This is a genomic window from Trichormus variabilis 0441, assembly GCF_009856605.1.
GTDB lineage: Bacteria > Cyanobacteriota > Cyanobacteriia > Cyanobacteriales > Nostocaceae > Trichormus > Trichormus variabilis.
The window spans coordinates 950,851-974,524 of the sequence record NZ_CP047242.1; the positions used below are offsets into that span (position 1 = coordinate 950,851).

At 43.1% G+C, this 23,674-nt stretch carries 23 protein-coding genes and 1 tRNA gene; 15 read left to right on the forward strand and 9 right to left on the reverse strand.

Annotation, left to right across the window (positions count from 1 at the left end; all coding sequences use genetic code 11):
* The first annotated feature begins 8 nt into the window (after positions 1-8).
* The 8 genes from GSQ19_RS03700 to GSQ19_RS03735 all read left to right on the forward strand — a co-directional run bounded on the left by GSQ19_RS03700 (position 9) and on the right by GSQ19_RS03735 (position 4,864).
* A complete protein-coding gene (locus GSQ19_RS03700) occupies positions 9-344 on the forward strand; it encodes a cation:proton antiporter subunit C (protein WP_011321444.1) in 336 nt (111 codons plus the stop codon).
* Positions 341-1,768, forward strand: a complete 1,428-nt coding sequence (locus GSQ19_RS03705) for a cation:proton antiporter (protein WP_011321445.1) — start codon at positions 341-343, stop codon at positions 1,766-1,768. The genes GSQ19_RS03700 and GSQ19_RS03705 overlap by 4 nt, the downstream gene beginning before the upstream one ends.
* On the forward strand, positions 1,765-2,154 hold the full coding sequence (locus GSQ19_RS03710; protein ID WP_011321446.1) for a Na+/H+ antiporter subunit E: 390 nt from the start codon (positions 1,765-1,767) through the stop codon (positions 2,152-2,154). The genes GSQ19_RS03705 and GSQ19_RS03710 overlap by 4 nt, the downstream gene beginning before the upstream one ends.
* Complete coding sequence (locus GSQ19_RS03715; RefSeq protein ID WP_011321447.1) at positions 2,151-2,402, forward strand: hypothetical protein; 252 nt, start codon at positions 2,151-2,153, stop codon at positions 2,400-2,402. The genes GSQ19_RS03710 and GSQ19_RS03715 overlap by 4 nt, the downstream gene beginning before the upstream one ends.
* Positions 2,399-2,677 (forward strand): monovalent cation/H(+) antiporter subunit G, encoded by a 279-nt coding sequence (locus tag GSQ19_RS03720; RefSeq protein ID WP_041456489.1) that lies wholly within the window; start codon positions 2,399-2,401, stop codon positions 2,675-2,677. The genes GSQ19_RS03715 and GSQ19_RS03720 overlap by 4 nt, the downstream gene beginning before the upstream one ends.
* Positions 2,670-3,239: a DUF4040 domain-containing protein gene (locus tag GSQ19_RS03725; protein WP_011321448.1), complete on the forward strand. Its 570-nt coding sequence runs from the start codon at positions 2,670-2,672 to the stop codon at positions 3,237-3,239. The genes GSQ19_RS03720 and GSQ19_RS03725 overlap by 8 nt, the downstream gene beginning before the upstream one ends.
* Positions 3,236-3,898 (forward strand): Na(+)/H(+) antiporter subunit B, encoded by a 663-nt coding sequence (locus GSQ19_RS03730; RefSeq protein ID WP_011321449.1) that lies wholly within the window; start codon positions 3,236-3,238, stop codon positions 3,896-3,898. Before GSQ19_RS03725 ends, GSQ19_RS03730 begins: the two co-directional genes overlap by 4 nt.
* A gap of 144 nt (positions 3,899-4,042) precedes the next feature.
* Entirely contained in the window at positions 4,043-4,864 is an 822-nt protein-coding gene (locus GSQ19_RS03735; RefSeq protein WP_104010065.1) for a hypothetical protein, read from the forward strand.
* A gap of 125 nt (positions 4,865-4,989) precedes the next feature.
* Here the strand turns inward: GSQ19_RS03735 and GSQ19_RS03740 are convergent, their stop codons facing one another.
* From GSQ19_RS03740 to pds, 4 genes are all read right to left on the reverse strand, one after another.
* Positions 4,990-6,315 carry an ABC transporter substrate-binding protein gene (locus GSQ19_RS03740; protein ID WP_011321451.1) on the reverse strand — a complete coding sequence of 442 codons (1,326 nt, stop codon included), beginning with the start codon at positions 6,313-6,315 and terminating at the stop codon, positions 4,990-4,992.
* Positions 6,316-6,502: 187 nt separating this feature from the next.
* Positions 6,503-6,594 (reverse strand) — tRNA-Ser (locus GSQ19_RS03745).
* Between the two features lie 131 nt (positions 6,595-6,725).
* A complete protein-coding gene (gene crtB, locus GSQ19_RS03750) occupies positions 6,726-7,658 on the reverse strand; it encodes a 15-cis-phytoene synthase CrtB (protein ID WP_011321452.1) in 933 nt (310 codons plus the stop codon).
* Entirely contained in the window at positions 7,642-9,081 is a 1,440-nt protein-coding gene (gene pds / locus GSQ19_RS03755; protein WP_011321453.1) for a 15-cis-phytoene desaturase, read from the reverse strand. Before pds ends, crtB begins: the two co-directional genes overlap by 17 nt.
* A 232-nt stretch (positions 9,082-9,313) precedes the next feature.
* On the opposite strand from pds, the gene GSQ19_RS03760 reads away from it, so the two are divergent.
* From GSQ19_RS03760 to GSQ19_RS03770, 3 genes are all read left to right on the forward strand, one after another.
* Positions 9,314-10,033 carry a GDSL-type esterase/lipase family protein gene (locus tag GSQ19_RS03760; RefSeq protein ID WP_011321454.1) on the forward strand — a complete coding sequence of 240 codons (720 nt, stop codon included), beginning with the start codon at positions 9,314-9,316 and terminating at the stop codon, positions 10,031-10,033.
* Between the two features lie 83 nt (positions 10,034-10,116).
* Entirely contained in the window at positions 10,117-10,950 is an 834-nt protein-coding gene (locus GSQ19_RS03765) for a polysaccharide deacetylase family protein (protein ID WP_011321455.1), read from the forward strand.
* A gap of 235 nt (positions 10,951-11,185) precedes the next feature.
* On the forward strand, positions 11,186-11,620 hold the full coding sequence (locus GSQ19_RS03770; protein WP_011321456.1) for a hypothetical protein: 435 nt from the start codon (positions 11,186-11,188) through the stop codon (positions 11,618-11,620).
* A gap of 101 nt (positions 11,621-11,721) precedes the next feature.
* Here the strand turns inward: GSQ19_RS03770 and nrtS are convergent, their stop codons facing one another.
* On the reverse strand, positions 11,722-11,970 hold the full coding sequence (gene nrtS / locus GSQ19_RS03775; protein WP_011321457.1) for a nitrate/nitrite transporter NrtS: 249 nt from the start codon (positions 11,968-11,970) through the stop codon (positions 11,722-11,724).
* 97 nt (positions 11,971-12,067) lie between these two features.
* Between nrtS and GSQ19_RS03780 the strand changes: the two genes are divergently transcribed.
* Entirely contained in the window at positions 12,068-12,523 is a 456-nt protein-coding gene (locus GSQ19_RS03780) for a YraN family protein (protein WP_011321458.1), read from the forward strand.
* 285 nt (positions 12,524-12,808) lie between these two features.
* Here GSQ19_RS03780 and GSQ19_RS03785 read toward each other — a convergent pair whose 3' ends face one another.
* A complete protein-coding gene (locus GSQ19_RS03785; RefSeq protein WP_041457080.1) occupies positions 12,809-13,198 on the reverse strand; it encodes a hypothetical protein in 390 nt (129 codons plus the stop codon).
* Positions 13,199-13,420: 222 nt separating this feature from the next.
* On the opposite strand from GSQ19_RS03785, the gene queA reads away from it, so the two are divergent.
* On the forward strand, positions 13,421-14,647 hold the full coding sequence (gene queA / locus GSQ19_RS03790; RefSeq protein WP_011321460.1) for a tRNA preQ1(34) S-adenosylmethionine ribosyltransferase-isomerase QueA: 1,227 nt from the start codon (positions 13,421-13,423) through the stop codon (positions 14,645-14,647).
* Between the two features lie 108 nt (positions 14,648-14,755).
* Entirely contained in the window at positions 14,756-15,913 is a 1,158-nt protein-coding gene (locus GSQ19_RS03795; protein WP_041456491.1) for a tetratricopeptide repeat protein, read from the forward strand.
* A gap of 312 nt (positions 15,914-16,225) precedes the next feature.
* Here GSQ19_RS03795 and GSQ19_RS03800 read toward each other — a convergent pair whose 3' ends face one another.
* Together GSQ19_RS03800 and GSQ19_RS03805 are read right to left on the reverse strand one after the other, a co-directional pair.
* On the reverse strand, positions 16,226-16,921 hold the full coding sequence (locus GSQ19_RS03800) for a potassium channel family protein (RefSeq protein WP_011321462.1): 696 nt from the start codon (positions 16,919-16,921) through the stop codon (positions 16,226-16,228).
* 172 nt (positions 16,922-17,093) lie between these two features.
* A complete protein-coding gene (locus GSQ19_RS03805; RefSeq protein ID WP_041456492.1) occupies positions 17,094-18,428 on the reverse strand; it encodes a TrkH family potassium uptake protein in 1,335 nt (444 codons plus the stop codon).
* 218 nt (positions 18,429-18,646) lie between these two features.
* Between GSQ19_RS03805 and GSQ19_RS03810 the strand changes: the two genes are divergently transcribed.
* Positions 18,647-19,489, forward strand: coding sequence for a methyltransferase domain-containing protein (locus tag GSQ19_RS03810; protein ID WP_011321464.1), 843 nt, complete (start codon positions 18,647-18,649; stop codon positions 19,487-19,489).
* Between the two features lie 39 nt (positions 19,490-19,528).
* On the opposite strand, the gene GSQ19_RS03815 is transcribed toward GSQ19_RS03810, so the two are convergent.
* A complete protein-coding gene (locus GSQ19_RS03815) occupies positions 19,529-23,392 on the reverse strand; it encodes a PAS domain-containing hybrid sensor histidine kinase/response regulator (protein WP_011321465.1) in 3,864 nt (1,287 codons plus the stop codon).
* Between the last annotated feature and the right edge of the window lie 282 nt (positions 23,393-23,674).

Sequence of the window (23,674 nt, forward strand, 5' to 3'; positions counted from 1 at the left end):
CGATTCCTGTGTTAGAAGCAAGCGTATTCGCCACAATTTTATGTGGATTTTTCGGCATTATCCTCAAAAAAAGCCTTGTCATGAAGATCATCTCAATGGATGTCATGAGTACAGGGGTGATCGCCTATTACGTATTGATAGCCTCCAGAGAAGGTTTGTTCACACCAATTTTAGCAAGTCAACAAAAGGGAACTTACGCCGATCCAGTTCCCCAAGCGGTTATATTGACGGCGATCGTTATCGGCTTTTCGATTCAAGCCTTAATGCTGGTTGGTGTCATGAAGTTGGCACGGGATAATCCCACATTGGAAAGCAACGAAATCGAGAAGAATAATACGCCATGACTACTATTACCCTCATCTGGATTACACTACCGTTTTTACTGGGGTTCATCATTTATCTTGTTCCCAAACTTGACAAATACCTCGCCCTGGGTGCGGCTCTTGCTTCGGCAGGATACGCAGCGCAGTTATTTGTGGCTCAGTCGCCCCTAGAACTAAAATTACTAGATAACTTCGGTGTCACCCTCACACTTGACGAATTAACCGGCTACTTTATCCTCACTAACGCCCTGGTAACGATCGCCGTTATCCTCTACTGTTGGCAAAGTGATAAGACAGCTTTTTTTTACGCCCAAACCATGATGTTACATGGCAGCGTTAATGCCGCTTTTGCCTGCACGGATTTTATCAGCTTATACGTGGCGCTAGAGGTAAGCGGGATTGCAGCGTTTCTCTTGATTGCCTATCCCCGGACGGACAGATCAATTTGGGTGGGCTTGCGCTATCTGTTTATCAGCAACGTAGCCATGTTGTTTTATTTGGTAGGCGCAGTACTGGCCTATCAAACCAATCACTCCTTTGCTTTTTCCTCTTTGCGCGGCGCACCACCGGAGGCGCTAGCCCTGATATTTCTGGGGCTACTGGTAAAAGGTGGGATATTTGTATCGGGATTGTGGCTACCCTTAACTCACTCCGAATCAGAAACACCGGTTTCCGCATTGCTTTCAGGGGTTGTTGTCAAAACTGGAGTCTATCCCCTGGTACGTTGTGCGCTGATTTTAGATGAAGTTGACCCCATCGTCAGGATATTTGGTGTAGGGACAGCACTGCTGGGGGTATTTTATGCCATGTTTGAAAAAGATACCAAGCGAATGCTGGCGTTTCACACTATTTCCCAATTAGGTTTTATCCTGGCTGCACCTAAGGTAGGCGGTTTTTATGCCCTAACCCACGGTTTAGTTAAATCGGCGCTCTTTTTGATAGCAGGTACCTTACCGAGTCGTAGTTTTAAGGAATTACAACATAAACCCATCAATACTTCAGTTTGGATTGCCTTAGTTATAGCCAGCTTCTCTATATCCGGCTTTCCTTTGTTGTCCGGCTTTGGAGCAAAAATATTGACGATTAAGAATCTCGAACCTTGGCAAGTTATCGCTATGAATGTTGCAGCCTTAGGAACTGCTATATCTTTTGCCAAGTTCATATTTCTGCCCCGTGGAGGAAAAGATGGAGTCAAGCCAGGTTTCTGGCCAGGGGTAATACTTTTGCTCAGTGGGCTGGTTGTCGCCAATATCGTTTATTACGACGCTTATACAGTTGCCAACATTATCAAACCACTAGCAACTATCGGCATTGGCTGGCTAGTGTATTTGTTTATTGTTCAAAGATTGGCTATTAAACTCCCCCGTGTACTAGAGCAATTTGAGCATCTGGTCGGTTTTATGAGTCTGATGTTAGTTCTACTCTTCTGGATGGTATTGGCATGACTGGATATCTAAATATTTTATTGCGCTTGGCTATTTGGTTCCTGCTCACTGCCAATCTGAGTGTGGCAAATATCATCATCGGTGTAGCTATTGCCCTCTTATTGCCACATAACGACAAAACCCAGGAAAAATTAAAGGATTGGTTGCGGGCTTTGTGGCAAAGCATCATGGCATTTCCCATCGCCTATAAGGAAGCATTGGAAATCATCTTCACTCCCCATGATGAAGAAGTAATAGTTATGGAACGTGTCCCTGCCAAAAGGACACCCGGACTTATATTCCTAGATATATTCGTCATTACCTTTACACCAAAAACCATTGTTGTGAAATACCACGAGGATGGCTGGTATGAAGTACACCGGATTCAACGGAGGAAAAAGCCATGAACCTGTTATTGATATCAATGATTCTGGCTTTGCTCATACCCATCTATGAGGCTTGGAAGAATGAGCATATCTGGCAAAAAATGTTGGCATTAGCCAGCATCTGCTCCAAATCTGCTGTTCTCATCTTGATGGTATCCGTATTACGTGATGATTGGATGATCGGCATTGTTGGGGTCATTATCCTCAGTGTAGGTAATGCCGGATTAATGCTGTTGGCAAATGTGCTGAAACGGATGAGTGATATATGATCAATGTCTTAAGTTATACCTGCATATTTATAGGCATTATCTTCTGGTTTTGGGGGACATCTTTCCTATTGGGTAAGCGATCGGTATTATTCAAGCTGCATACTCTTTCAGTGTCGGATACCCTTGGCTCAATTAGTATTGTATTTGGGTTGCTCTTGCAAAGATCCAGAGAATGGCCGTTGCTCATTCTAGGTATCATTTGCTTGGCGATGTGGAACACAATGCTGGGGTATGTATTAGCATACTGTTCTAGTAATGGGGGTAAAGATGACTAAATACGATCTCTTCATCTACATCATTACCGCTTTACTACCGTTGTCTGCTTGTCTACTAATAGTACAAGTTAACCCATACCATGCCTTGGTAATTAGGGGAATCCTGGGAGCAGTGGCAGCCTTAGCCTATACGCTTTTGGGTGCGGCGGATGTGGCTTTGACAGAAGCATTGGTCGGTACGATGTTGGCAATAACTTTGTATGCGATCGCTGTTCGTTCATCCTTAGTTATGCGTCTTGGTATCATTGAGGACTCAGTAAGTGATGCGGGAAGTAGTTTTGGGCAACTCATGGATGAGTTACGCAAAATTTTTGGCAAACGCTATATGCGTCTAGAACTAGTTTCCTATCCCAATACCCAAGCTTTGGAACGGGCGCTCATAGACAAAGAAGTCCATGCAACCTGTAGCAGACTGGAACACAACAACGGATCTGAAGACCTCTCCTACCAGACCGCCATCAGGGTGAAACGCATCTATGAAATTATGCAAAGCGAACTTTCATCACCAGCAGCAGTCCTCACCTACGTAAATACACTAGAATCAGGGGAGGAACATAAATGAAATGGATTTACATTGCCGCCGGGATAGCACTGTATATAAAAATGCTCGTCCTGCCGAATCCTGCACCACAACTACTGGATTTCTCTATCGTGGAATCGATAGTTAAAGATGGTGGCATACCCAATGCCGTGACAGTCATTATTCTCAGAAATCGGTTGTATGACACTATCTTCGAGGTAATAGTATTTACAATCGCCATCATGGGTGCTTATTTCTTGCTGGCTAATGAAAGGCCATCCTGTGCCATCTATCGTTTCACCGATCAACCATCTATTGTGTTGGCGCGTTTGGGAGCAACAATTACCTCGTTGGTGAGTATCGAGTTAGCTATTCGCGGACATTTAACTCCTGGTGGTGGTTTTGCGGCTGGTGTAGCCGGTGGCACGGCAATAGGCCTTGTGGCAATTACCTCATCACCAGAGCGAATGGAAGCGATTTACAAGCGTTGGCACGCCGCCACCTGGGAAAAGATTTCCGTTTTAGTCTTCATCATCCTAGCGGTAATCACTTTGTCTGGACTAGAATTACCCCACGGAGAGATGGGCGCTCTTTTCAGTGGTGGGGTAATACCGTTGCTAAATATCCTAGTCGCGCTCAAAGTTGCGTTGGGTTCCTGGGCAGCTATTTTGGTGTTTATTCGTTATCGCGGGTTATTGTAAGCAACCAATTATTGATTCCCTATTTCCACCTATATAAGGATGTGACAATAGATTTTCTGGTGCTAGAGTTTTCTTATTACTAGAAATTCTCGGAATTTAGAGCAATTGCTAGAATTATCTATTGTGGAACCTAATTTGTTAGGAGTGAACGTGAACAATATTTTTATTCGTAAAGAATTTTTGTTGTTACCAGGTTTAGCTGCTCTGGCAGTTGTTGGTACTAGTTTCTCTGCTCAGGCTCAAACAGTTAGTCCTGTCGAGAGTCAACAATTGACCGAATCTTCTGCAACCGTAGCAGCAAACACGGAGGCACAAAGTCAAGAATCGGCGATCGCCAATCCTGTATCTAATGGAACGGAATTACAGCAGTTTCCCAGTGTTAATACAGAGGAGCAAGCTAATCGTATAATCACACCTGTTCCTGGTACAGTAGCTACTACATCCGCTACCCTAGCACCTGCATACGTAGAACCTACTGCCCAAACATCTGCTACACCATCATCTACATCCACAATTGCACAATCAGATATTGACCCAGGTAGAGCAACTCGTGGCGGTAGAAGCTATATAGGTGTTGCGGGTAATATTGGCATAAGTGGTGATGACTCATCTCTGGGTGATGGTAACTTCGCAGCCATTAGCAAAATCGGGTTGACGAATGCTATCTCCATTAGACCATCAGCAGTTTTTGGGAACAACACCACAATTTTAGTTCCCATTACCTACGATTTTACCCTACAAGCAGCAGACGCTTTTAGTGAACCCCTAGCGATCGCACCTTATATCGGTATTGGTGCAGCCATTAAAACTGGTGATGACTCCCAAGTAGGGTTCTTAGCCTCCGGTGGTATTGACCTGCCACTAAGTTCTCAATTTACCGCCACAGCTGCCATCAATGCTGGCTTCTTCGATAGTACTGATATCGGTTTACTCATAGGTGTCGGCTACAATTTCTCTGGCTTCTAGTTGAATTGGGGATTGGGGATAAAAAAGTAAAAAGGTAAAAGATTTTTTCTTTTGACTTTTGCCTTTTTACTTTTACCTTGGATTGTTGACTGGGATTAATGTCCTCCCATTCCCGCCTCTTTCAACTACTTAGGAGTAACTTTGTCAATGGTCTTAATCTTGCCATCGTCACCTACTGTCCAAACATCATAGACACCGATAACATCACCATTCGCATCAATATCAACGTTACCACTAGCTCCTTGATAGTTGATATCTTTGCCTTCCTTGAGTAACTTCAGCCCTTCACAGACATCGGTAACTTCTACACCAGGCGCACTAGATACTTCACGAATTTTACCAGCAACACCCACACCAGTATTTTCCTTGGCGGCTTGGGCTGCCAACACTAACAATGCCGTTGCATCCCAAGCTTGGGGTGCGAATTCTCCTGGCGCACTGCCTTTTTTCGATTGCCAAAGCTTTGTTAAGGCTTCTAATCCTTTACCATCGGAACCAGGAACTGTGCCAATGATGCCAGAGGCGATAAATTTACCATCAGCAGTTTTACCAACTTGAGCCGGAAATTCATCGGATTTCATGCCATCTGTCAGCATGATTTGTACACCTTGAGCCACACCTTGCTGATAGGCTGATTTCAGTAGTAAGCTACCTGTTTCTACGTAGAAAACACCAAGAACTGCATCTGGCTTACCAGCAAAAGCCGCCGCCGCTTCGGTTTCAAAGGTGGTTGCTTTGGGGTCGTAACGTACAGGATTATTTTTGTTAACTACAGTCCCACCGAGTTTCTCAAAGGCTTGAACAAATGCTTTTTCAAAACCAACTCCATAGTCATTGTTAATCACAATGGTGGAAACTCGCTTAAAACCTTTCTTGTTGGCGAGTTCGGCTAAAGCTGGGCCTTGATAGCTATCAGGGGGGACTGTCCGCGCCCAAAAGCCATTAAAATCGCCTTTCTGGGCTTTTTCGGTAAATACGGGGCTAGTACTACCAGGAGAAATTAGTAAGACTTTATTTTGGGCAGCGATGGAGACAGCAGCTGTAGAAACGCTGCTAGCAAAAGAGCCGACTACACCTGCAACCTTATCTACAGTTGCTAGTTTAGTCATACCAGCCGCGCCTGCTTTCGGGTCTGTTTGGTCATCTACAGCCACGAGACTCACAGGCTGACCATTGACACCACCACAGGCGTTGACTGTTTCTACTACCAAGGGAACAGCCGCAGCCATTTGTTGTCCAATAGATGCTAGGTCGCCTGTTGCTGGCAGGAGAGAACCGATTTTTAGCCCTGACCCACCACTGGCTGTGGTGGTATCTGTGGCTGGGGTACTAGTTGCGCCATTGTTAGCTGCGCCATTAGGTGTGGTATTACTTGTTTCACAAGCTGCCAAAAGAAACCCTGCGGTAAAGGTAGCTAAACCTAAACTGAGGGCAGCACTAATTCTTTGCATAGATTACTTTCACTCCTCAAAGATGCGGGAGCCTAAAAGTAAGATTTAAACTAAATTTTCAGGTTAGCTTAATCTTAACAGGACTCTAAATGTTAAATGATAACATCCACCTTTAGATATAGAAGTGTTGAACCTGAATATCAGTGCTTTTTATTAACACTAAAATCCTGTTGAAAAGCTATAAAAACGGAGAGGGAGGGATTCGAACCCTCGGTACGGAGTTGCCTGCCGTACAACAGATTAGCAATCTGCCGCTTTCGACCACTCAGCCACCTCTCCAAGGTGACAAGAATAAATACTAGCAGCTATTTTTGTTTATGTCAAATAGTTTTTGTTGGTAGTCAGTAGTCAGTAGTCAGTTGTTAGTGGTTTTTACTGTGGACTGTTGACTACGGACTATTGACTAATGTTTAGAGAACTTGCGATCGCATCCAAGCTATGGGTAAGGTGCGTAACTTTTTCCATTGGGGGACGTAAGCGCGTTGACTGAAGACATCGTAATCGTTGCGTTCAATCACATCTAAAATTTGACCGTATAACATAGAAGCCGCCCACACTGGCCAACGAGCATCGGGGGCCAGGTGAGTAATGCCCTTTTCTGCTTCGGTGTAGAATTGCCGCGCTCTATCTATTTGAAAGCGCATGAGGGAGCGCCAGCGCTCATCTACAACGCCGTTGCAGAAGTCTTGCTCGGTGTAGTTAAATCGTGCTAAATCTTCCAGAGGAATGTAAATTCGTCCTCGTCGGGCATCTTCACCAACATCCCGCAGAATGTTGGTAAGTTGATTGGCAATACCTAAGGCGATCGCTTCTTGTGTGGGAATATATAGTGGCTTGCTTTGATGCCAAGGTGCTGTGTTGGTGGTGTTGTCTACCTCCATCACGGCTGTTGACATTAACCCTACAGTCCCAGCGACGCGGTAACAGTAGAGGTATAACTCCTCAAAGGTTTGGTAGCGGCTACGATGTAAGTCCATGCGCTGTCCAGCAATCATGTCCCGAAAGGGTTGAATGTCTAGATTAAAGCGTTGGATTGCGTCCACCAAGGCTACGTCGTAATTTTCTTTGGGGTGTCCCGCAAACATCGCTTCCAGATGCTGCTCCCATAGGTCTAGGGTTTCTGGCGTAGTAATGGCGGATGCGGGCCCGTCCACTAATTCATCTGTACGGCGACACCAGGCGTAAATTGCCCAGATAGCTTGGCGCTTTGCCGGACTCATCAGCAATGTACCCAAGTAAAAGGTTTTGGCATACTTGGCTGTGAGATGCCGACAAAGTTTATATGACTCGTCTACAGAGACCAGCGTTTTCATGCGCGGGGGGGAATCAGGCAGTTGCAGCATTCGTTGCAGGCGGTCGGGTTAGCGTTTGCAGGTTTGAGGTGTTGTCCTCTGGCAGCGATTCACAAATCGCCTGCGCTGTTAGCTTACCAGAAAGTACGGCCCCTTCCATACTGCCTAAATAGCGTTGCATGGTGTAACTCCCACTTAGAAAGAAATTGGCAATGGGGGTTTTTTGGGCTGGACGGTACTGTTGACGACCAGGAGTCGCTTTGTAAACTGAACGCGGCGTTTTTACGACGTGAGATTTCAGCAATTTTGCTGGATTATCGCCCTTAAAGTGGTCGGGGAAGAGTTTTTCCAATTCGACCATAGTAGCAGAGACGATTTCCTCGTCGGATTTACTAATCCAGTCTTTGGCGGGAGCTAGAACTAATTCCAGCATTGAGCGGTCAGGATTAGCATATTCACGACAAGTGTTACTCATATCAGCATAAACGCTGAGGAGGGGCGATCGCGAAAACAACAGGTGATCAATGTCTGTTAATTTCCGATCAAACCACAGATGGAGGTTAATTACTGGTACGCCTTCTAAACCTTCTAGCTTCTGGAAAAACTCCATTTGCTGCCAAGGTTGTGGCAACATGACTTTTAATGGGTCAACTGCCATAGCTGACACGTAAAAGTCTGCCGTAATCATTTCATCTGGTTCTCCATTTAACCCGCGCAGCAAGAACCCTTTTACTGTACCATCCGGGTTGAGCAAAATCTCTTTTAGAGGGGCGTTGAGCCTGACTTCTCCACCTCGTTCGGTGATGTAATCAACGATTGGTTGGCACAGTCGTTCTGTGGGAGAACCATCCAAAAAGGCTATTTTGGAGCCATATCGCTCTTGCAGAAAGCGATTTAGGGCTGTTAATAGAATTGTCGAGGAAACCTCATCGGGATTAATAAAGGTTAAAGCCTTGGATGCGGCGATGAACACGTCACTTGCTACCCGCTCACCCACACCTTGCCTTTTCAACCAATCGGAGAAGCTGTACTTGTCCATCTCCTCAACATACTTCTGGCCTCGAACTATTGCTGGAAGCAGTCCAATAGCGAACCTAATCTTCTGTTCCCAAGTCAACATATCGTTGTTGCGAAGGATCGAGGCAATGATGTTAAAGGGAGAGGGGATATCAGGAACATCAAAACGTGAGAGTGTTCCGGGTTTATCTGGTTGATTAAAAATCAGTGTATGTTCTTTCCACTGGAGTCGGTCTTCAATGCCCAACTCCTTCAGTAATTGCAGCATATTGGGATATGCCCCAAAGAAGGCGTGTAACCCGGTTTCGTACCAGTCGCCGTCAGAGTCTTTCCACGCCGCCACAAGGCCACCCAATACGTCCCGACGCTCTAAGACTATGGGAGTGTGACCTGCGTCCGTGAGATATTTCGCGCAGGAAAGTCCTGCTAGACCAGCGCCAGCGATCGCTACTCGCATTTAAACCTACTGTTCTTCAATATTTCTTAATGGTTTTGCCGTTCTCATTATACTTTGCAATCCGTTACATTTGGCAGTAATTGTGCGATCGCTTCTAGAAAAAAGTTTATACAGGGGATTAGGGACTGTTAAGGGGTAGGGAGCTTTTCGGGACAAAAGAAGTAAAATATACCCCGTAATGGTGTAGAAATGTATAGAATCTTGTAAAGATATAAAATATAGTCTTTTTAAGATGCGAACATTTCCCACTTATTCCTCAATGCAGCTGTCCTTATCACCAACTCAATGTCAGCCTTTGAAGATTATCGCACTGGGGGATAGTTTAGTATACGGCTTCGGTGACCCGGAAAAGGGGGGTTGGGTGGAGCAGTTGCGGCGCTGGTGGATGTTGCCTGATAGTTCTGGTCATGTACTGTACAATTTGGGGGTCAGAGGCGATCGCACCCAGCAAGTAGCACAAAGGTTAGAGGTAGAATTTCGGCATCGTGGCGAATTGCGAAATCGTGTCCCTGACTTAATTATCCTCTCCGTTGGCGTTAACGATTCAGCGCGGTTAACCCGTTTGAATGGACGTAACTGTACGGATTTTGCTTTATTTGAATCGGAAATTGCTTCCTTACTCGACCAAGCGCAGCAGCTTTGTCCTGTGCTGTTTGTGGGGATGGTGCCGGTAGATGAAGCCAAAATGCCTTTTTTAAATTGCTTTTATTTTAATCATGCCGATCAATACCGCTACAAAGAAGCAACTCGCATTGCTTGTAATCAACGGCAAATTCCCTATTTAGATATTTTTGACCAATGGATGGCACGGGGTGACACTTGGCGCAATAAACGTTTAACTGAAGATGGTCTCCATCCCAATACCCTGGGTTATCAATCCTTATTGGAAGATGTGATTCATTGGGAACCCTTAGCTGGTTATCATACCCGACCGGACTATCAGCTAAAGTGATGGGACTGGCAAAATAACTAGTGTCAATTTTCTCCAGATAAAAAATATTCGCCTATCATAGGGTGAGTTTTGGGAATCTTGACATGACCAACAACCACCTGAAAACAGAAAAATCTCTTGGCGTGATGGCGATCGCCACTTTTTTGGTAACTGGTGCTATTACAGTGGTTACTCTCTTAGCCTTCCGCAAAAACCAACCTCTAATAGTCACCCAAGATTTACCCGTTCCTCCCAATCAAACCCAATCGCCGCCACCACCTAAATTAGACAAGCTGACCTTTACTGTACCGATTCAATATCAAGGGAAAACAGTTTATCGGGTACAAACCAATAGTAACGAGAAAGTGATTTCTCTTACCTTTGATGATGGGCCGTGGCAAAAAACCACGCCAGAAATTTTGGAGATTCTCAAACAAAATCAAATTAAAGCGACATTCTTTTGGGTAGGACAAGCTATACAAGCAAATCCAGACATAGCTAAACGAGTTGTAGCTGAAGGTCACGCTATTGGTAATCATACTTGGCATCATTGGTATAGACGCATGAATGAGGACACAGCCAAGAGCGAAATTGAACGCACATCTGACCTAATCTACAAAACTACCGGGGTAAAAACTCATTTATTCCGTCCCCCTGGAGGAGTTTTAAACAATGGATTAGCCGCTTATGCTAAAAGTCAGAAAAATGCTGTGGTCATGTGGTCTTTGACTTCAGCCGACACAGACCCCCGCGCTAAACCTGAAGTATTTGTGAAAAACGTTGTCAAAGGCGCAAAACCTGGTTACATAGTTTTGATGCACGATGGTGGAGGCGATCGTCAAAGAACAGTAAAAGCCCTACCACAGATTATTAGTGGACTGAAACAGCAAGGTTATAAATTTGTGACAGTTCCCGAATTATTAGAAATGAAGCCGTAGTAAAGTTGTGCATAAAATTCATTATTACTAATTAGTAAGTAGACGAGAAAAATTCAACTTATATGAATAAAATATAAATTATCTCTAGGGTAGGTGTGTCATGCCAAAAGTTGAAGCACCTTGGATTATGCACGGTGCGTTGCGCGACAACACAACCTACCCTTAATTTAACTTGTCTTTACATAGTTATATATATTCGCGCCTACCTACTAGGAAATTAGCACTCATTACTCCTATGACTCCAACTTTATTTGGTCGTTGGCAAACTAGACTTTTATTACTTGCTACCGTCGGTGTATTAGTATCCTTGCCTTTTGCAATGGGTTTAATTGGGCCCGGTGCTAATTCTGTTTATTTTTGGATACTAGCTTATGTCGCTATGTTTGGTTTAGGGTGGGATGTACTTTATGACTATCTACAAAAGTTCCGTTGGGATAGGGATTGGCCTGCTGCTTATCAATTCATGGCTGGGATTTGGGAATTAATATTTGTGTTTTGTGGAGCTAAACTTTTTGGCTTTTTACCATTACCTATTCCTAAAGAAGAACTGCCACCAGATACTTTTTTAATGCACTACAGCGTAGTTTGGTTAGCAGTTTTTATTGCGTCCCAAAGCATTATGCGAATTATATTTCCTCGTTGGCGTTTTCGCGGCGGACAATGGCTTTAAAAATTCAAAAATTAAACAAATGATCAGTAGAGTCGGCAATGCCCATCAAGAAGATATACGGTGGGCATTGCCCACCCTACAATTTAGACAAGTTGATTACTTTACAGTGATTTATGGCGATGAATACTAATATATTGTCCATGAATATTAACAAAGTATGGTACTAGATAAGTTATGCCGGCAGAAATCCAGCGATCGCGCCCCATATTTCCTTGCAATAAAGCGCTACCATGATTGATAATAAATAAAATGGAGCCAACAACAACCGCAACCTTCAACGCAGTTGGTACAAACTTCGGCTCAATCAGGCTGGCAAAATATCCTTTCAAAAAACTAATCTTTTTCGCCATATAGCAGCAGTCCTAATTACCTACTCCCTACTTCCAGCCCAAGTGACTATCTTAGACTGCAACTTGGTAGAAAAACTCTAGATTACTCAATTATTTTATGTCACATTTAAATATTGCCAACTTAGGCGAAGACTTTGTAGCCCAATGGTTACAATCTACGGGTTGGATGATTTTAAATCGCCAATTTTCCTGCCGTTGGGGCGAAATTGATATCATTGCCCAGCATACAAGAAATAATCAAGAATCCATACTAGCATTTGTCGAAGTTAAAACTCGTAGTCCAGGTAATTGGGATGATGGGGGACGAGGTGCAATTACGCTGAAAAAGCAAGCAAAAATTGAGCGGACTGCAAGAATATTTTTAGCCAAATATCCTGATAAAGCTGAATATATCTGTCGCTTTGATGTAGCGATTGTTTCTTATCAGATAATTTCCAAACAGGATCATGAGTTATCCATAACTCAGGAATCTGTCACTAGTTCTTCAGTGGGAGAATATAAATTTCAGTTACAAGAATATATTCCCGCAGCTTTTGAATGTCTAATTGATTAAGGGAACGCCAAAAAATAAATTATCCGAAATTGATGGTTTGGTAGGGTGCGTCAGTATGAATACTTTCTAAGTATAGTTACATTCTATCGCACTGACACACCCTACATTTTGGATATTTTTTTATCTGGAATTCCCTAATATTGTTGGTGATTTTAATAATTATTTTGATATTTGCTGCCAGAAAATGAATTTTTTCATGACATTGGTAACTGGTTGTGAATGATATTTTGCTACCACCAATTACCAATTACCAATGAGCAAATACACAGTTTATGACCATCGATTTTACGCGAGTGTTTCTGGACAGTAACCCAGCCCTCTAACAAACTGTTGACGGAAAGCTTCTATTTCTTCCCTCTCTGGGCTACCATGTGAAACGATCGCAACTTGATAGCGGCGCATAACATCTACAGGACATTGTCCCGCTTCTAAGCTCCACAGTGCCATTTGCACACGCATAGGAGGCTCATAGCTAATTCCCAGTTCATTTAGGAAGGCTCGAAAATCACCATCTTCTTGGGACGAGACGGGATTTTTAAGTTTGATCCTAACCACCCAACCATCTATTTGATGAATCACGGTAACGAACGAAACGGGTAACTGGGGTCTACCGTGTAGATATTGAACGACCCTCAGAGTTAAACTGGCATTTGCCAGATAGTATAGGTATTCCATCATGGTGTTTGGGATCAAATCCAATCTTATATCTCTATCTTCCTCAATTGATTGGTATCCCGGTAGGGTAAATGCCCCCGTCTTTGCATGGGGGAGTTTACCCATTTATTATCAAATTGCTTAAGTGTTACGTCATAATGTCAATCTTATAATTTAGGTCTAAAATTGACTACTTTTGTCAAAAAAATGTAAACAAACTTATTCCAAGCATCGGGAATTTCAATGAAGAAACAGATATTACAATTAAACCTTGAACAAACTTCTAGTGCAGCAGCAGAGGATACAAATTTAGATTGTTCGTTGGCTGGGTATGATTACGTACTACCGCCAGAAAGAATTGCCCAAAATCCAGCAGTTCCCAGAGACAGTTCTCGTCTACTAGTCGTCAATTCTCAAACAACAGGTAAAGAAACACCACCTCTACATCAAATTTTTCGTGATTTACCGGATATTTTGCGTCCTGGTGATTTATTAATCATGAATAATACGAAGGTCATCCCCGCAAGATTATACGGGCGTAAAAGTTCTGGTGCAGAAGTAGAAATTTTATTGCTAGAAGAGCGCAAGTTTAACTGTTGGTTGGCTCTAGTTAAACCAGGAAAACGCTTTAAAAAAGGCACGCAGATTATTTTTGAAGGACTAGGTATCAGGAATCTGGGAATAAAAAATAGTCCCCATTACCCCTTATCCCCAGAGGGGTTCCCACCTTCCCCAGTCCCCAATCCCCACCAGCTAACCGCTACTGTTTTAGAAACCGACAAAGCCACAGGAGGGCGTTTATTACAGTTTGATTTACCAGAGGGGGAATCTTTGGTGCAACTTTTAGATAAATTCGGGGAAATACCCCTACCACCTTACATCACTGCATCCCAAGCGGCAGATGAACAGTATCAAACTGTGTATGCTGAGCAACCAGGAGCGATCGCAGCGCCTACTGCTGGGTTACACTTTACTCCAGAGTTGCTAGAGAAGTTACGCGATCGCAATATCAATCAAGCTTTTATTACCCTCCACGTTGGTGTGGGAACCTTTCGCCCTGTGGAAGTGGAAGATGTAGCTACTCATCAAATGCACGAGGAATGGATTGAAATCCCCGCCGCCACAGTGGCACAAATCAAAGCGACCAAAGCAGCTGGCGGTCGAATTATTGCTGTAGGAACTACAGTAGTGCGCGCCTTAGAAGGAGCAGCCGCATCTGGCGATTTACAAGAATTTTGTGGGAAAACCAACTTGTTTATATATCCTGGCTATAAATGGCAAGTTGTAGAGGGTTTAATTACCAATTTTCACCTACCACGCTCTAGCTTATTAATGCTCGTCAGTGCGCTGATTGGTAGAGAACGGTTGTTAAATATATACCAAGAAGCGATCGCCTCTCAATATCGTTTCTACTCTTTTGGCGATGCCATGTTGATTCTACCGGAAGCTAGAGGAGTCAACAGTCATTAGTTTTTATTGCTGTCTCCAAAATTTTTTAATTTTGAACTTTTAATTTTTCATGTTGTAGTGGGTACTCTTACTTGTAAGGATCTTAACCATAAGTACAGAGATACCACTATGTATAAACAACAGCAAATTAAACAGTGGTTTTGCGGTTTATCGTCAATCACCTGTCCGCATATTTCGGATTGGCAAAAGCCGCATTTGGGTGTTCTCTGCGCTGCATCAGCTTTTTTGGTGTTGGCTGCACCGATGGTGAATTTACCAGGAAGCAAGTTGTTGGCACAAACTCCCATCTCGCGGGATTTGGAAACAGCTAGTCTTTACCAACAGGGCGTTACACGCTACAACCGTAGCGACTGGCAAGGTGCAGAAAACGCTTTTCGCCAAGCGTTGCAGCGAGAACCCAATTTAGCAATGGCTAGAGCTTATCTAGGAAATATTTACCTGATGCAAAACCGTCTAGATGTGGCGGTTCAGGAATATGGGGAAGCGATTAGACTTAACCCAAATTTGGGAGAAACTTATTACAACCTGGGTTTAGCATTGCAACAACAGGGAAAAAAAGAGGGTGCTATTACAGCTTATCGCCAAGCTTTAGTGATAGACCCAAGAAGGGTGGAGGCTTATTATAACTTGGGTTTGGTATTATACGAACAAGGATTATTGCAGGAAGCGATCGCGGCTTACCAAGATGCAATTAATCTTGAACCCAGTAAAGTCAATGCTCATCATAATTTAGCGATCGCCCTGCAACAAACAGGTAAAATGGAAGAGGCGATCGTCGCCTATAGAGAAGTTTTGAAGTTAGATCCTCAAAATGCGGCAGCTTACAGTAATTTAGGCAGCCTGATGGCGATGCAAGGACGACCAGAGGAAGCCATAGCCGCTTATACCCAAGCTGTTCGCCAAGACCCCAAAAATGCCCTAGCTTACTATAACTTGGGAATAACTTTATATAACCAGGGCGACCTGCAAAAAGCTAGTAACGCCTTCAAACGCGCTCAGGAAGAATACAGCCAACAAGGGAACCTGGAGCAAACAGAGAAGACCGAGCAGTTAATGCAGCAAGTTGCTCAGAAAATCGAGGAGCAAAAGCTGCAACAAAGACAAGCATCCACACCCAAGCCGACAGACAACGCTACAAACAACCTCTTAGAAAAACTAACTCAACTAACAGCACCAAAAGAACAACCAGCTAATTCTGGTGCAGTAACTGTCTCGGATGAACAAAAGCAGTTTCCACCAATATTTCCTAATACCAATTCTCGATAAAGAAACGCTTAATTATTTTAGCACTAGCGAACTATTACCAGAAAACCTCTGCGTGCCTTTGCGCTAACCTCCGCGCTACTCTGCGTTAAAAGGGGAAGCTGGAAACTGCATAATCTTATAAAATTTTTGGCGTTGCTGATTGATGGGATGATTTCTATCTCACGCATTCGCCCTTGGCGTTCCCGAAGGGTAGGCGCAAAGGCGCAAAGAATTGACTTTCAGCTTTGTCGAGAAGTCTAAATTCATCCCGCATTTATGCAACGCCATAAAATTTTTGTATGACGGGTAATTTGCCCGTCATATTTTTTGGTTTTAAATCGGCAAACGATTAATATCTCTATCACAACCTATAACCACCATTGCCGTACCACGTTCTAAACGTTTACCGGGGTTAGGGTTAATTTGAAATTTACCATCTTGACTAACGGCTAATAAATTCAACCCGTAACGATTGCGTAACTGCAATTCTGCGATAGTTCTCCCGTGAAATTCATCTGGCACAATTAACTCTACAATACTGTTATCTGGATCGAGGTCGAATCTATCAAGAATTGATGGCTTCGTCAGTGTCCGTGCTAAGGCACAACCCGCCTCATATTCAGGAAAAACAACATGATCTGCACCAACCCGCTTTAATAGCTTGTAATGGACTTCACTGGAAGCTTTAGCAACAACGTGAGGTACTCCAGCTTCCTTGACATTTAAAGTGGTGATTACGCTTTCTTGAACATAGTTACCAATTGCCACAATTACTGTATCAAATTCCAGAATACCCGCTTCCTTAAGGGCGGCTGTTTCGGTTGAATCTAGTTGTAAAGCATGACCAACAATTTCTTCCGTCAACGCTGCTGACACTCGTTTTTCATCTATATCTGTTGCTAGCACTTGATAGCCTAACTTATGCAGTGTTGAACAGACAGAACGACCAAAACGACCCAAGCCAATTACAGCAAATTGGTTATTATCTTTGCGTAAACTGCGAAAAAAACCTAGCGATGACAGATTCACAGTTGAAATCCTTATTATTAATCCCTGTATTGAAAGCAAAACTCTTAGACTAAATTAATTCAAAGCTTTCTTTTGCTTATTCTTTCAAATTTTATCAGTTGTTAGTTGTCAGTTGTCCGTTGTCAGTCGCCAATAATTTTTACTGACTTCCCCTGCTTCCTCTCTCCTTCAGTTACCCTACAAGTAAGTTTTCTTCAGGGTAGTGAATCCTTGTCGGTCGCGGATCTCCTAATATAGCAGACATTAGTAGTAAAACTCCTACTCTACCTACATACATGGTGATAATTAAAACTAGTTTTGCTGCTGGGGAGACGCTAGCTGTAATACCAGTTGAAAGACCTACAGTGGCGAAGGCTGATACTACTTCAAATAGAATTTGAATAAAATCTAGTTGTGGGTCTGTAAGAGATATGACAATTGTGGCTAAAATGACGGTTGCTATAGAACCAACTAAAACACCAACTGCTTTTAAGATGAGAGCAACTGCTATTTTACGTTCATATAATAAAACTTCTTCTTTACCTTGAAGAATCGTTTTAGTACAGCTAGTTAAAACTCTCAGTGTGGTGGTTTTCATTCCTCCTCCGGTACCGCCTGGACTTGCACCGATAAACATCAGGGCAATGGTGATAAATAGACCCGCAGTTGTCATTTTGCCAATGTCGATGGTGTTAAAGCCAGCAGTTCTAGGAGTCACTGACTGAAACCAAGCTACTAAAAATTGATCGCGTAAATTAAGTGAACCAAAGGTTGCTGGGTTTCTTACTTCTATGCAAAAGAAGGCGATTGTGCCTAGAAATAAAAGTATTAGTGTAGTGCTAGTTGCAACTTTAAAGTCTAATGAAAATACCAAAGTTTCTTTTTTCTTGAGGATGCGATCGCGTAACCAAATGTAAGTTTCTAAAATTACCTGATAACCAATTCCACCAAAGATAATTAATCCTGTAACTGTGAAAACTACTAAAAATGAGGATTGATAACCGATTAGATTATCTTTAAACAGACTAAAGCCAGCATTATTCCAGGCATTAACACTATGAAATATAGCTAACCATAGTCCTTGATTCCAGCCATAATCAGGGACAAAAGCTGGTAATAATAAAAAGACACCTGTAATTTCAAAAATTAGCGTTGTGGCAATAATTGAGCGAATAACTTGAGTGCTACCACTCATTCCGGGGCGGTCTAAAGCTTGTTGAATAGCGATTTTTTGCCGTAGGTCAAATTTGCGCCCAATCAGCAGAATCAAAAAGGTGGTAGTTGTCATATAACCTAACCCACCAATTTGCGCCAACAAAGCAATGAACAACTGTCCCCAAAAGGAAAAGTAAGTACCAGGGTCAACCACTGATAAACCAGTGACGCAAACTGCGGATGTTGAGGTAAACAAAGCCACAATCAGATTATTCCAATTACCATTGCTAGTGGAGAAAGGCATCATCAACAAAATAGTTCCCACTGCGATGACAGCCAGAAATCCCAAGCAAACTGTGCGCGAAACGGTCATAAGCAATTAAAAATTCAATATTTAACGGTCAAAATCATCAAATCCTTTAGCTCATGGAGGTTGGTTTAAAAGGGTGGACTTATAAGTTATTCCTAATAAGAGCCATAAGGTTGATTCTGGAGACTAAACAAAAACTTTCTTATTTAATTAAAAACACACATGGTAGCCTACGAATATGTTTTTTTTAATTTTTGTTTTGTCTTAACACTGCTTTTTTTATGAGTGCAACACTATACCAACAAATTCAGCAATTTTACGACGCTTCCTCTGGGCTGTGGGAAGAGATTTGGGGCGAACACATGCACCACGGTTATTATGGTGTAGACGGTACTGAACAAAAAAACCGTCGTCAGGCGCAAATTGATTTAATTGAAGAATTACTTACTTGGGCAGGGGTACAAACAGCAGAAAATATACTAGATGTGGGTTGTGGTATTGGTGGTAGTTCTCTATATTTGGCAGAAAAGTTGAATGCTAAAGCTACAGGAATTACCCTGAGTCCGGTGCAAGCTGCTAGAGCCACAGAAAGAGCCAAGGAAGCTGGTTTAAGTGGTAGAAGTCAGTTTTTAGTGGCAAATGCCCAAGCAATGCCTTTTGATGATAATTCTTTTGACTTGGTGTGGTCGCTGGAAAGTGGCGAACATATGCCAGATAAAACCAAGTTTTTGCAAGAGTGTTACCGAGTCCTAAAACCGGGTGGTAAGTTAATCATGGTGACATGGTGTCATCGTCCTACGGATGAAACACCACTGACGGCTGATGAACAAAAACACCTAGAAGATATTTATCGGGTGTATTGTTTGCCTTATGTAATTTCGTTGCCAGAGTATGAGGCGATCGCACGTCAACTACCATTAAACAATATCCGCACCGCCGACTGGTCGCAATCCGTCGCCCAATTTTGGAACATAGTCATCGATTCCGCCTTTACTCCCCAAGCAATATTTGGGTTACTCCGCGCTGGTTGGACTACCATCCAAGGAGCATTATCACTAGGCTTAATGCGTCGCGGTTATGAGCGGGGGTTAATTCGGTTTGGGTTGCTGTGTGGGGATAAGTGAGGGATTGGGGATTGGGGATTGATGATTGTACAGACGCGATTAATCGCGTCTCTGACCACGCTTAATTAAACTGGCGACGACTGTAGCCAATTCTGTGGGTTCAATGGGTTTTGGTAAATGTAGTTGGAATCCTTCTTGAATGGCTCGTGTTCTGTCCTCGGCTCTGGCGTAGGCTGTTAAGGCGGTGGCGGGAATATTTCCCCCTTGTTCTGGCGGTAAGGAGCGTAGTTTGCGAATTAGAGAGTAGCCGTCTTCTTCTGGCATTCCGATATCACTTACCAAAACATCTGGTTTCCATTGGGAAATTATCTGTAATGCCTCTTTTGCTGTTGGCACTGATCTGACTTGAGCTTGACATTGCTCTAATACTGTGCTGACAAAATCACGAGAATCTGACTCGTCATCTACTACTAACACCCGCACCCCTAACAGCGAAGGACATAAAGGTAAGGGGGTGAAATGTTCCCCTCTTGGGCTAATTGGCTCGATAGTAGTTGCTTTATTTTCCGAGAGGAGGGGTAATTTGACTGTAAATGTAGAACCTTGTTCTTCACCGGGACTATGTACATGAACTGTACCGCCATGTAACTCTACTAGATGGCGAACAATCGCTAAACCTAATCCCAAACCTCCGTGGGATCTGGTGATGGAACTATCAGCTTGGCGAAAGCGGTCAAATACGTAAGGTAGAAAGCTGGAATTAATACCTATACCTGTATCGATGACTTGGATTTGTGCGTAGCTATTGGTGATGAGTTCATTTTGTTCACAACCAGGATTTTTGGTGAGTCTCACTTCTACTTTGCCGCCGGAGGGTGTGAATTTAATGGCATTTGTGAGTAAATTCCAGATCACCTGCTGCAAGCGTTCTGGATCACCGGAAACCTGGAATGGTAAGTTTTCTGTAGCTGGATTTTCTAAGAAGAATGTTAAATCGATTTCTTTAGCTTGGGCGGCGAGGTTAATATTCTCGATGGTTGTTTCAATGATGGGAATGAGGTTACAAGTGCGGACGTTGAGACGTAACTTACCTCTAATCATCCGCGATATATCTAGTAAGTCTTCAATGAGTTGGGTTTGAGCTTTGGCGTTGCGCTCGATAGTTTCTAAACCTTTAGCGGTTTGCGCTTCACTTAGCCTACGGGCTTGTAATAACTGCGCCCAGCCGAGAATTGCATTGAGTGGCGATCGCAATTCATGGGATAAGATAGCCAAAAACTCATCTTTCATGCGATTGGCTTCTGTTAATTGCTCTGTCTGCCGTTGCAAAGAATTAATCAGTTCCATTCGTTCCATAGCGATCGCAATTTGGTCGCAAACCGCCTGCATCATCCCCTTTTGATTTTCGGTGAAACTGGTACGGCTGCGACTGCCAAAGGAGAGTGTCCCTAAAAGTCTGCCTTGAGCAATCAATGGATAACTGTAATAAGCATGAATCCCCATAGAGCGGATTAGCTGTGTTTTAGGGTCAGTTGACTGCTGGACGTTCTCTAAAGCGATGGAATGACGTTCCTGAGCAGTTGTACCACAGATGGCTTCCCCAAACTTTAAAAACTTGATTTTTTGGGCTAGTTCAGGACAAATGCCGTGATAAGAAGCTAAACGTATGGACTGAGAATTGTCTTCTACCAAGTAGTTTAAATAAACATCCAGTCCAATTTGCTGTGCCAGTTTCTGGAAGCAACTATCAATCAGTGCTACTGGTTCCTGACTTGATAACAGGTCATTAGCTGTACTAAATAGTAATTTTAGCCGTTGATAACCCAAGGACAGAGCTTTTTCTGCCTGCTTGATCTGAGTTACATCTTGAAATACTACTACACAGGTAGCTGGATAACCGTGCATGGCTGGCAAGGTATCAGCAAATATGAGTAAAGATAGTACTTCATCGTTGGTATGCCAGTCTAACTCTAATCCTTCTAGACGTTCTCCTCTAGCAACCCGCACTCCAGGCATCTGCTCATTGGGTATGGGATTACCATTGATATCTGTGAAATGATATACAGTGTGGTACTCTTCGGCTGGTACTCCTCTGGGAAATTTACCACCAGCTAATTCATCGGCGGCACGATTGGCAAAGGTAACCCGTGCTGTTTCTGGTTCAATAAACAGCAATGGTCTTGGCATCAGATTCAACACATCTTCTAGCCATTTTTGCTCATTTCGCAGTAACTCTTCTGCTTGCTTGCGTTGTGTAATATCTACAAAGGCACCAATACAGCCTCTAGTTTTGCCATCTTCATCAAAAAGTGGGGCAACGTACTCTAGCAATTTGATGATTTCGCCATTTTCATGAACTACATCAACTTCATAATCTAATACTTCTACACCGTGAACCGCAGAGTACTGCATGGGAAGTTCTGCTGGTAAAAGCTCTCTACCTTCGTGAAATATTTTAAATGTGGTTGGTCTTTGATTTGGGGGAGCGCTGAGGGAGGCATTTACATCTGTGGAAAGTTGCAATTGCTTGGCAAAAGCTGGATTAATTTTAATATTTTGACATTCTGCATCTTCTGCTATGCCAATGCCAATAGGTATCATGTCTAATAAAGTTTGTAATTCGACGACGCGACGCTGTAAATCTTTATTAAGTTGGAGTATTTTCTGTTGTGCTTGTTGGCGTTCGCTTAAGTCTAAAATAAAGGCAACGGATTCTTCGCGCTCTTCTCCTAGCAATACATAACCAATTAATACGGGAATGCGGCTACCATCTTGGCGAATGTACTCTTTTTCATAAGTTGTACAAGCTCCTTTGGGGTTGGCTTGAGCTTCCGCAATACCTTGCTCATCTAAGTAGAAATATTCTGGTGGTGTGAGATTTTTCCAATTGAGTCTGCCTGTAAGTAAGTCTTCCTGAGAATAACCAACCATCATCAAAAATGCTTCGTTGGCTTGTTGAATACCACCGTAAATATCTGCGAAAGCAATGCCAATAATATTGGCATTGACAAGGCTTTTCAGTTTTTCCTCATAAGCTTTCAAACTTTCTTGAGCGCGATCGCGTTGTTGGCTCAAAAGTTCGATGACTACTGCATTTTGCCAAATGATGATCACAAAAATGACAATTAAGATAACCGCAAAGACTGAAACGGCAAAGTCTGGGCCGTATCTGCCGGCTCTTTGTCCTTTGAGGATTAACCACCCCAAGAACAAAGGTACGGTAATCGCTGCTAGTAATAAGCGACGTGCAATTAAACCCCCATAGCTATCGCTAAACACTATCTTCATTAGCCCTTTTTCTGATTGTCCAGACAAAATGCCAATACACAGCACTATAAATAATAATGCTGTCTGCAAAGACATCGAGGTAAAATTCGGGTTAATTGTGTAAAAAAAATTCACTTTGTAGGCATAGCAGACAAACACCTCTAAGGAAATCACTGTGGTAAAGAGAGTGAGAATCTGAGCATACCAATAGCTGCGATTATTTCGGGGATAAGTCAGCAGTTCTAAAGCTATACCTATGAGGAGAAAATTAATTGCTGTATTCAACCCCATATGTGGTGTGTTGATGGTAGTAAACACATCACCCAAAAACAGTTTGTCAATTCCCGATTCCCAGCCACACAAATATTCGCAAATTGCCAGCGCAGCAATAATGGTATTAGAGACACTAAAAGCTCTAGACAGTTTTTGGTAGGGCTTGTGGCTCTGGCTGGAATGTGATGTCCCCGACGGTTTCGTTACTAAAAGCCATACAGAAATACCGCAGAGTGCGAAGCATAATGCTGTATTCGGTGTCATGATCCCTGAACTACCCCAAAAAAATATTTTGAGAAGTTCTACATCGAGCAGCCAGCCAATTAATATGGAACTACTAACCAACGTGGCGATCGCACTCGCAATTTTTGCCACTAGTGAACCGTGCATATTGTGCAGTCGCAAGTGGTTGAATTCTAACATTGAGACTTCTGTAACTTTATTTGTATATAAGACTACTATCTTATTTTTCAATTGTACGTAGGGGAGCCACTACGTTGGTGAGGCAGTCTGATCTTCTCTACGTTCCCTGGGGGACGCTATGCGTAGTGTGTCGTTCGCGGTAGTGTTGCGTAGCAAAGACAAACGCTCTCCACGTTGGCAGTAGCCTCTTGTAGGCAAGGGGGGTTCCTTGCTGGGAGCAAGTGGCCTAGATACTCAGATTTTCACGCGCAAGCGCAGGCTACGCTAACAATAATCAAATCA

Coding starts and splice junctions, on each gene's coding strand:
- GSQ19_RS03715 (WP_011321447.1), top strand. CDS start 2,151: ATGAACCTGTTATTGATATCAATGATTCTGGCTTTGCTCATACCCATC.
- GSQ19_RS03730 (WP_011321449.1), top strand. CDS start 3,236: ATGAAATGGATTTACATTGCCGCCGGGATAGCACTGTATATAAAAATG.
- GSQ19_RS03760 (WP_011321454.1), top strand. CDS start 9,314: ATGCGAACATTTCCCACTTATTCCTCAATGCAGCTGTCCTTATCACCA.
- GSQ19_RS03810 (WP_011321464.1), top strand. CDS start 18,647: ATGAGTGCAACACTATACCAACAAATTCAGCAATTTTACGACGCTTCC.
- GSQ19_RS03705 (WP_011321445.1), top strand. CDS start 341: ATGACTACTATTACCCTCATCTGGATTACACTACCGTTTTTACTGGGG.
- GSQ19_RS03740 (WP_011321451.1), bottom strand. CDS start 6,315: ATGCAAAGAATTAGTGCTGCCCTCAGTTTAGGTTTAGCTACCTTTACC.
- GSQ19_RS03710 (WP_011321446.1), top strand. CDS start 1,765: ATGACTGGATATCTAAATATTTTATTGCGCTTGGCTATTTGGTTCCTG.
- GSQ19_RS03795 (WP_041456491.1), top strand. CDS start 14,756: ATGTATAAACAACAGCAAATTAAACAGTGGTTTTGCGGTTTATCGTCA.
- GSQ19_RS03770 (WP_011321456.1), top strand. CDS start 11,186: ATGACTCCAACTTTATTTGGTCGTTGGCAAACTAGACTTTTATTACTT.
- queA (WP_011321460.1), top strand. CDS start 13,421: ATGAAGAAACAGATATTACAATTAAACCTTGAACAAACTTCTAGTGCA.
- GSQ19_RS03785 (WP_041457080.1), bottom strand. CDS start 13,198: ATGGAATACCTATACTATCTGGCAAATGCCAGTTTAACTCTGAGGGTC.
- pds (WP_011321453.1), bottom strand. CDS start 9,081: ATGCGAGTAGCGATCGCTGGCGCTGGTCTAGCAGGACTTTCCTGCGCG.
- GSQ19_RS03780 (WP_011321458.1), top strand. CDS start 12,068: ATGTCACATTTAAATATTGCCAACTTAGGCGAAGACTTTGTAGCCCAA.
- GSQ19_RS03725 (WP_011321448.1), top strand. CDS start 2,670: ATGACTAAATACGATCTCTTCATCTACATCATTACCGCTTTACTACCG.
- crtB (WP_011321452.1), bottom strand. CDS start 7,658: ATGCTGCAACTGCCTGATTCCCCCCCGCGCATGAAAACGCTGGTCTCT.
- nrtS (WP_011321457.1), bottom strand. CDS start 11,970: ATGGCGAAAAAGATTAGTTTTTTGAAAGGATATTTTGCCAGCCTGATT.
- GSQ19_RS03805 (WP_041456492.1), bottom strand. CDS start 18,428: ATGACCGTTTCGCGCACAGTTTGCTTGGGATTTCTGGCTGTCATCGCA.
- GSQ19_RS03815 (WP_011321465.1), bottom strand. CDS start 23,392: ATGTTAGAATTCAACCACTTGCGACTGCACAATATGCACGGTTCACTA.
- GSQ19_RS03720 (WP_041456489.1), top strand. CDS start 2,399: ATGATCAATGTCTTAAGTTATACCTGCATATTTATAGGCATTATCTTC.
- GSQ19_RS03765 (WP_011321455.1), top strand. CDS start 10,117: ATGACCAACAACCACCTGAAAACAGAAAAATCTCTTGGCGTGATGGCG.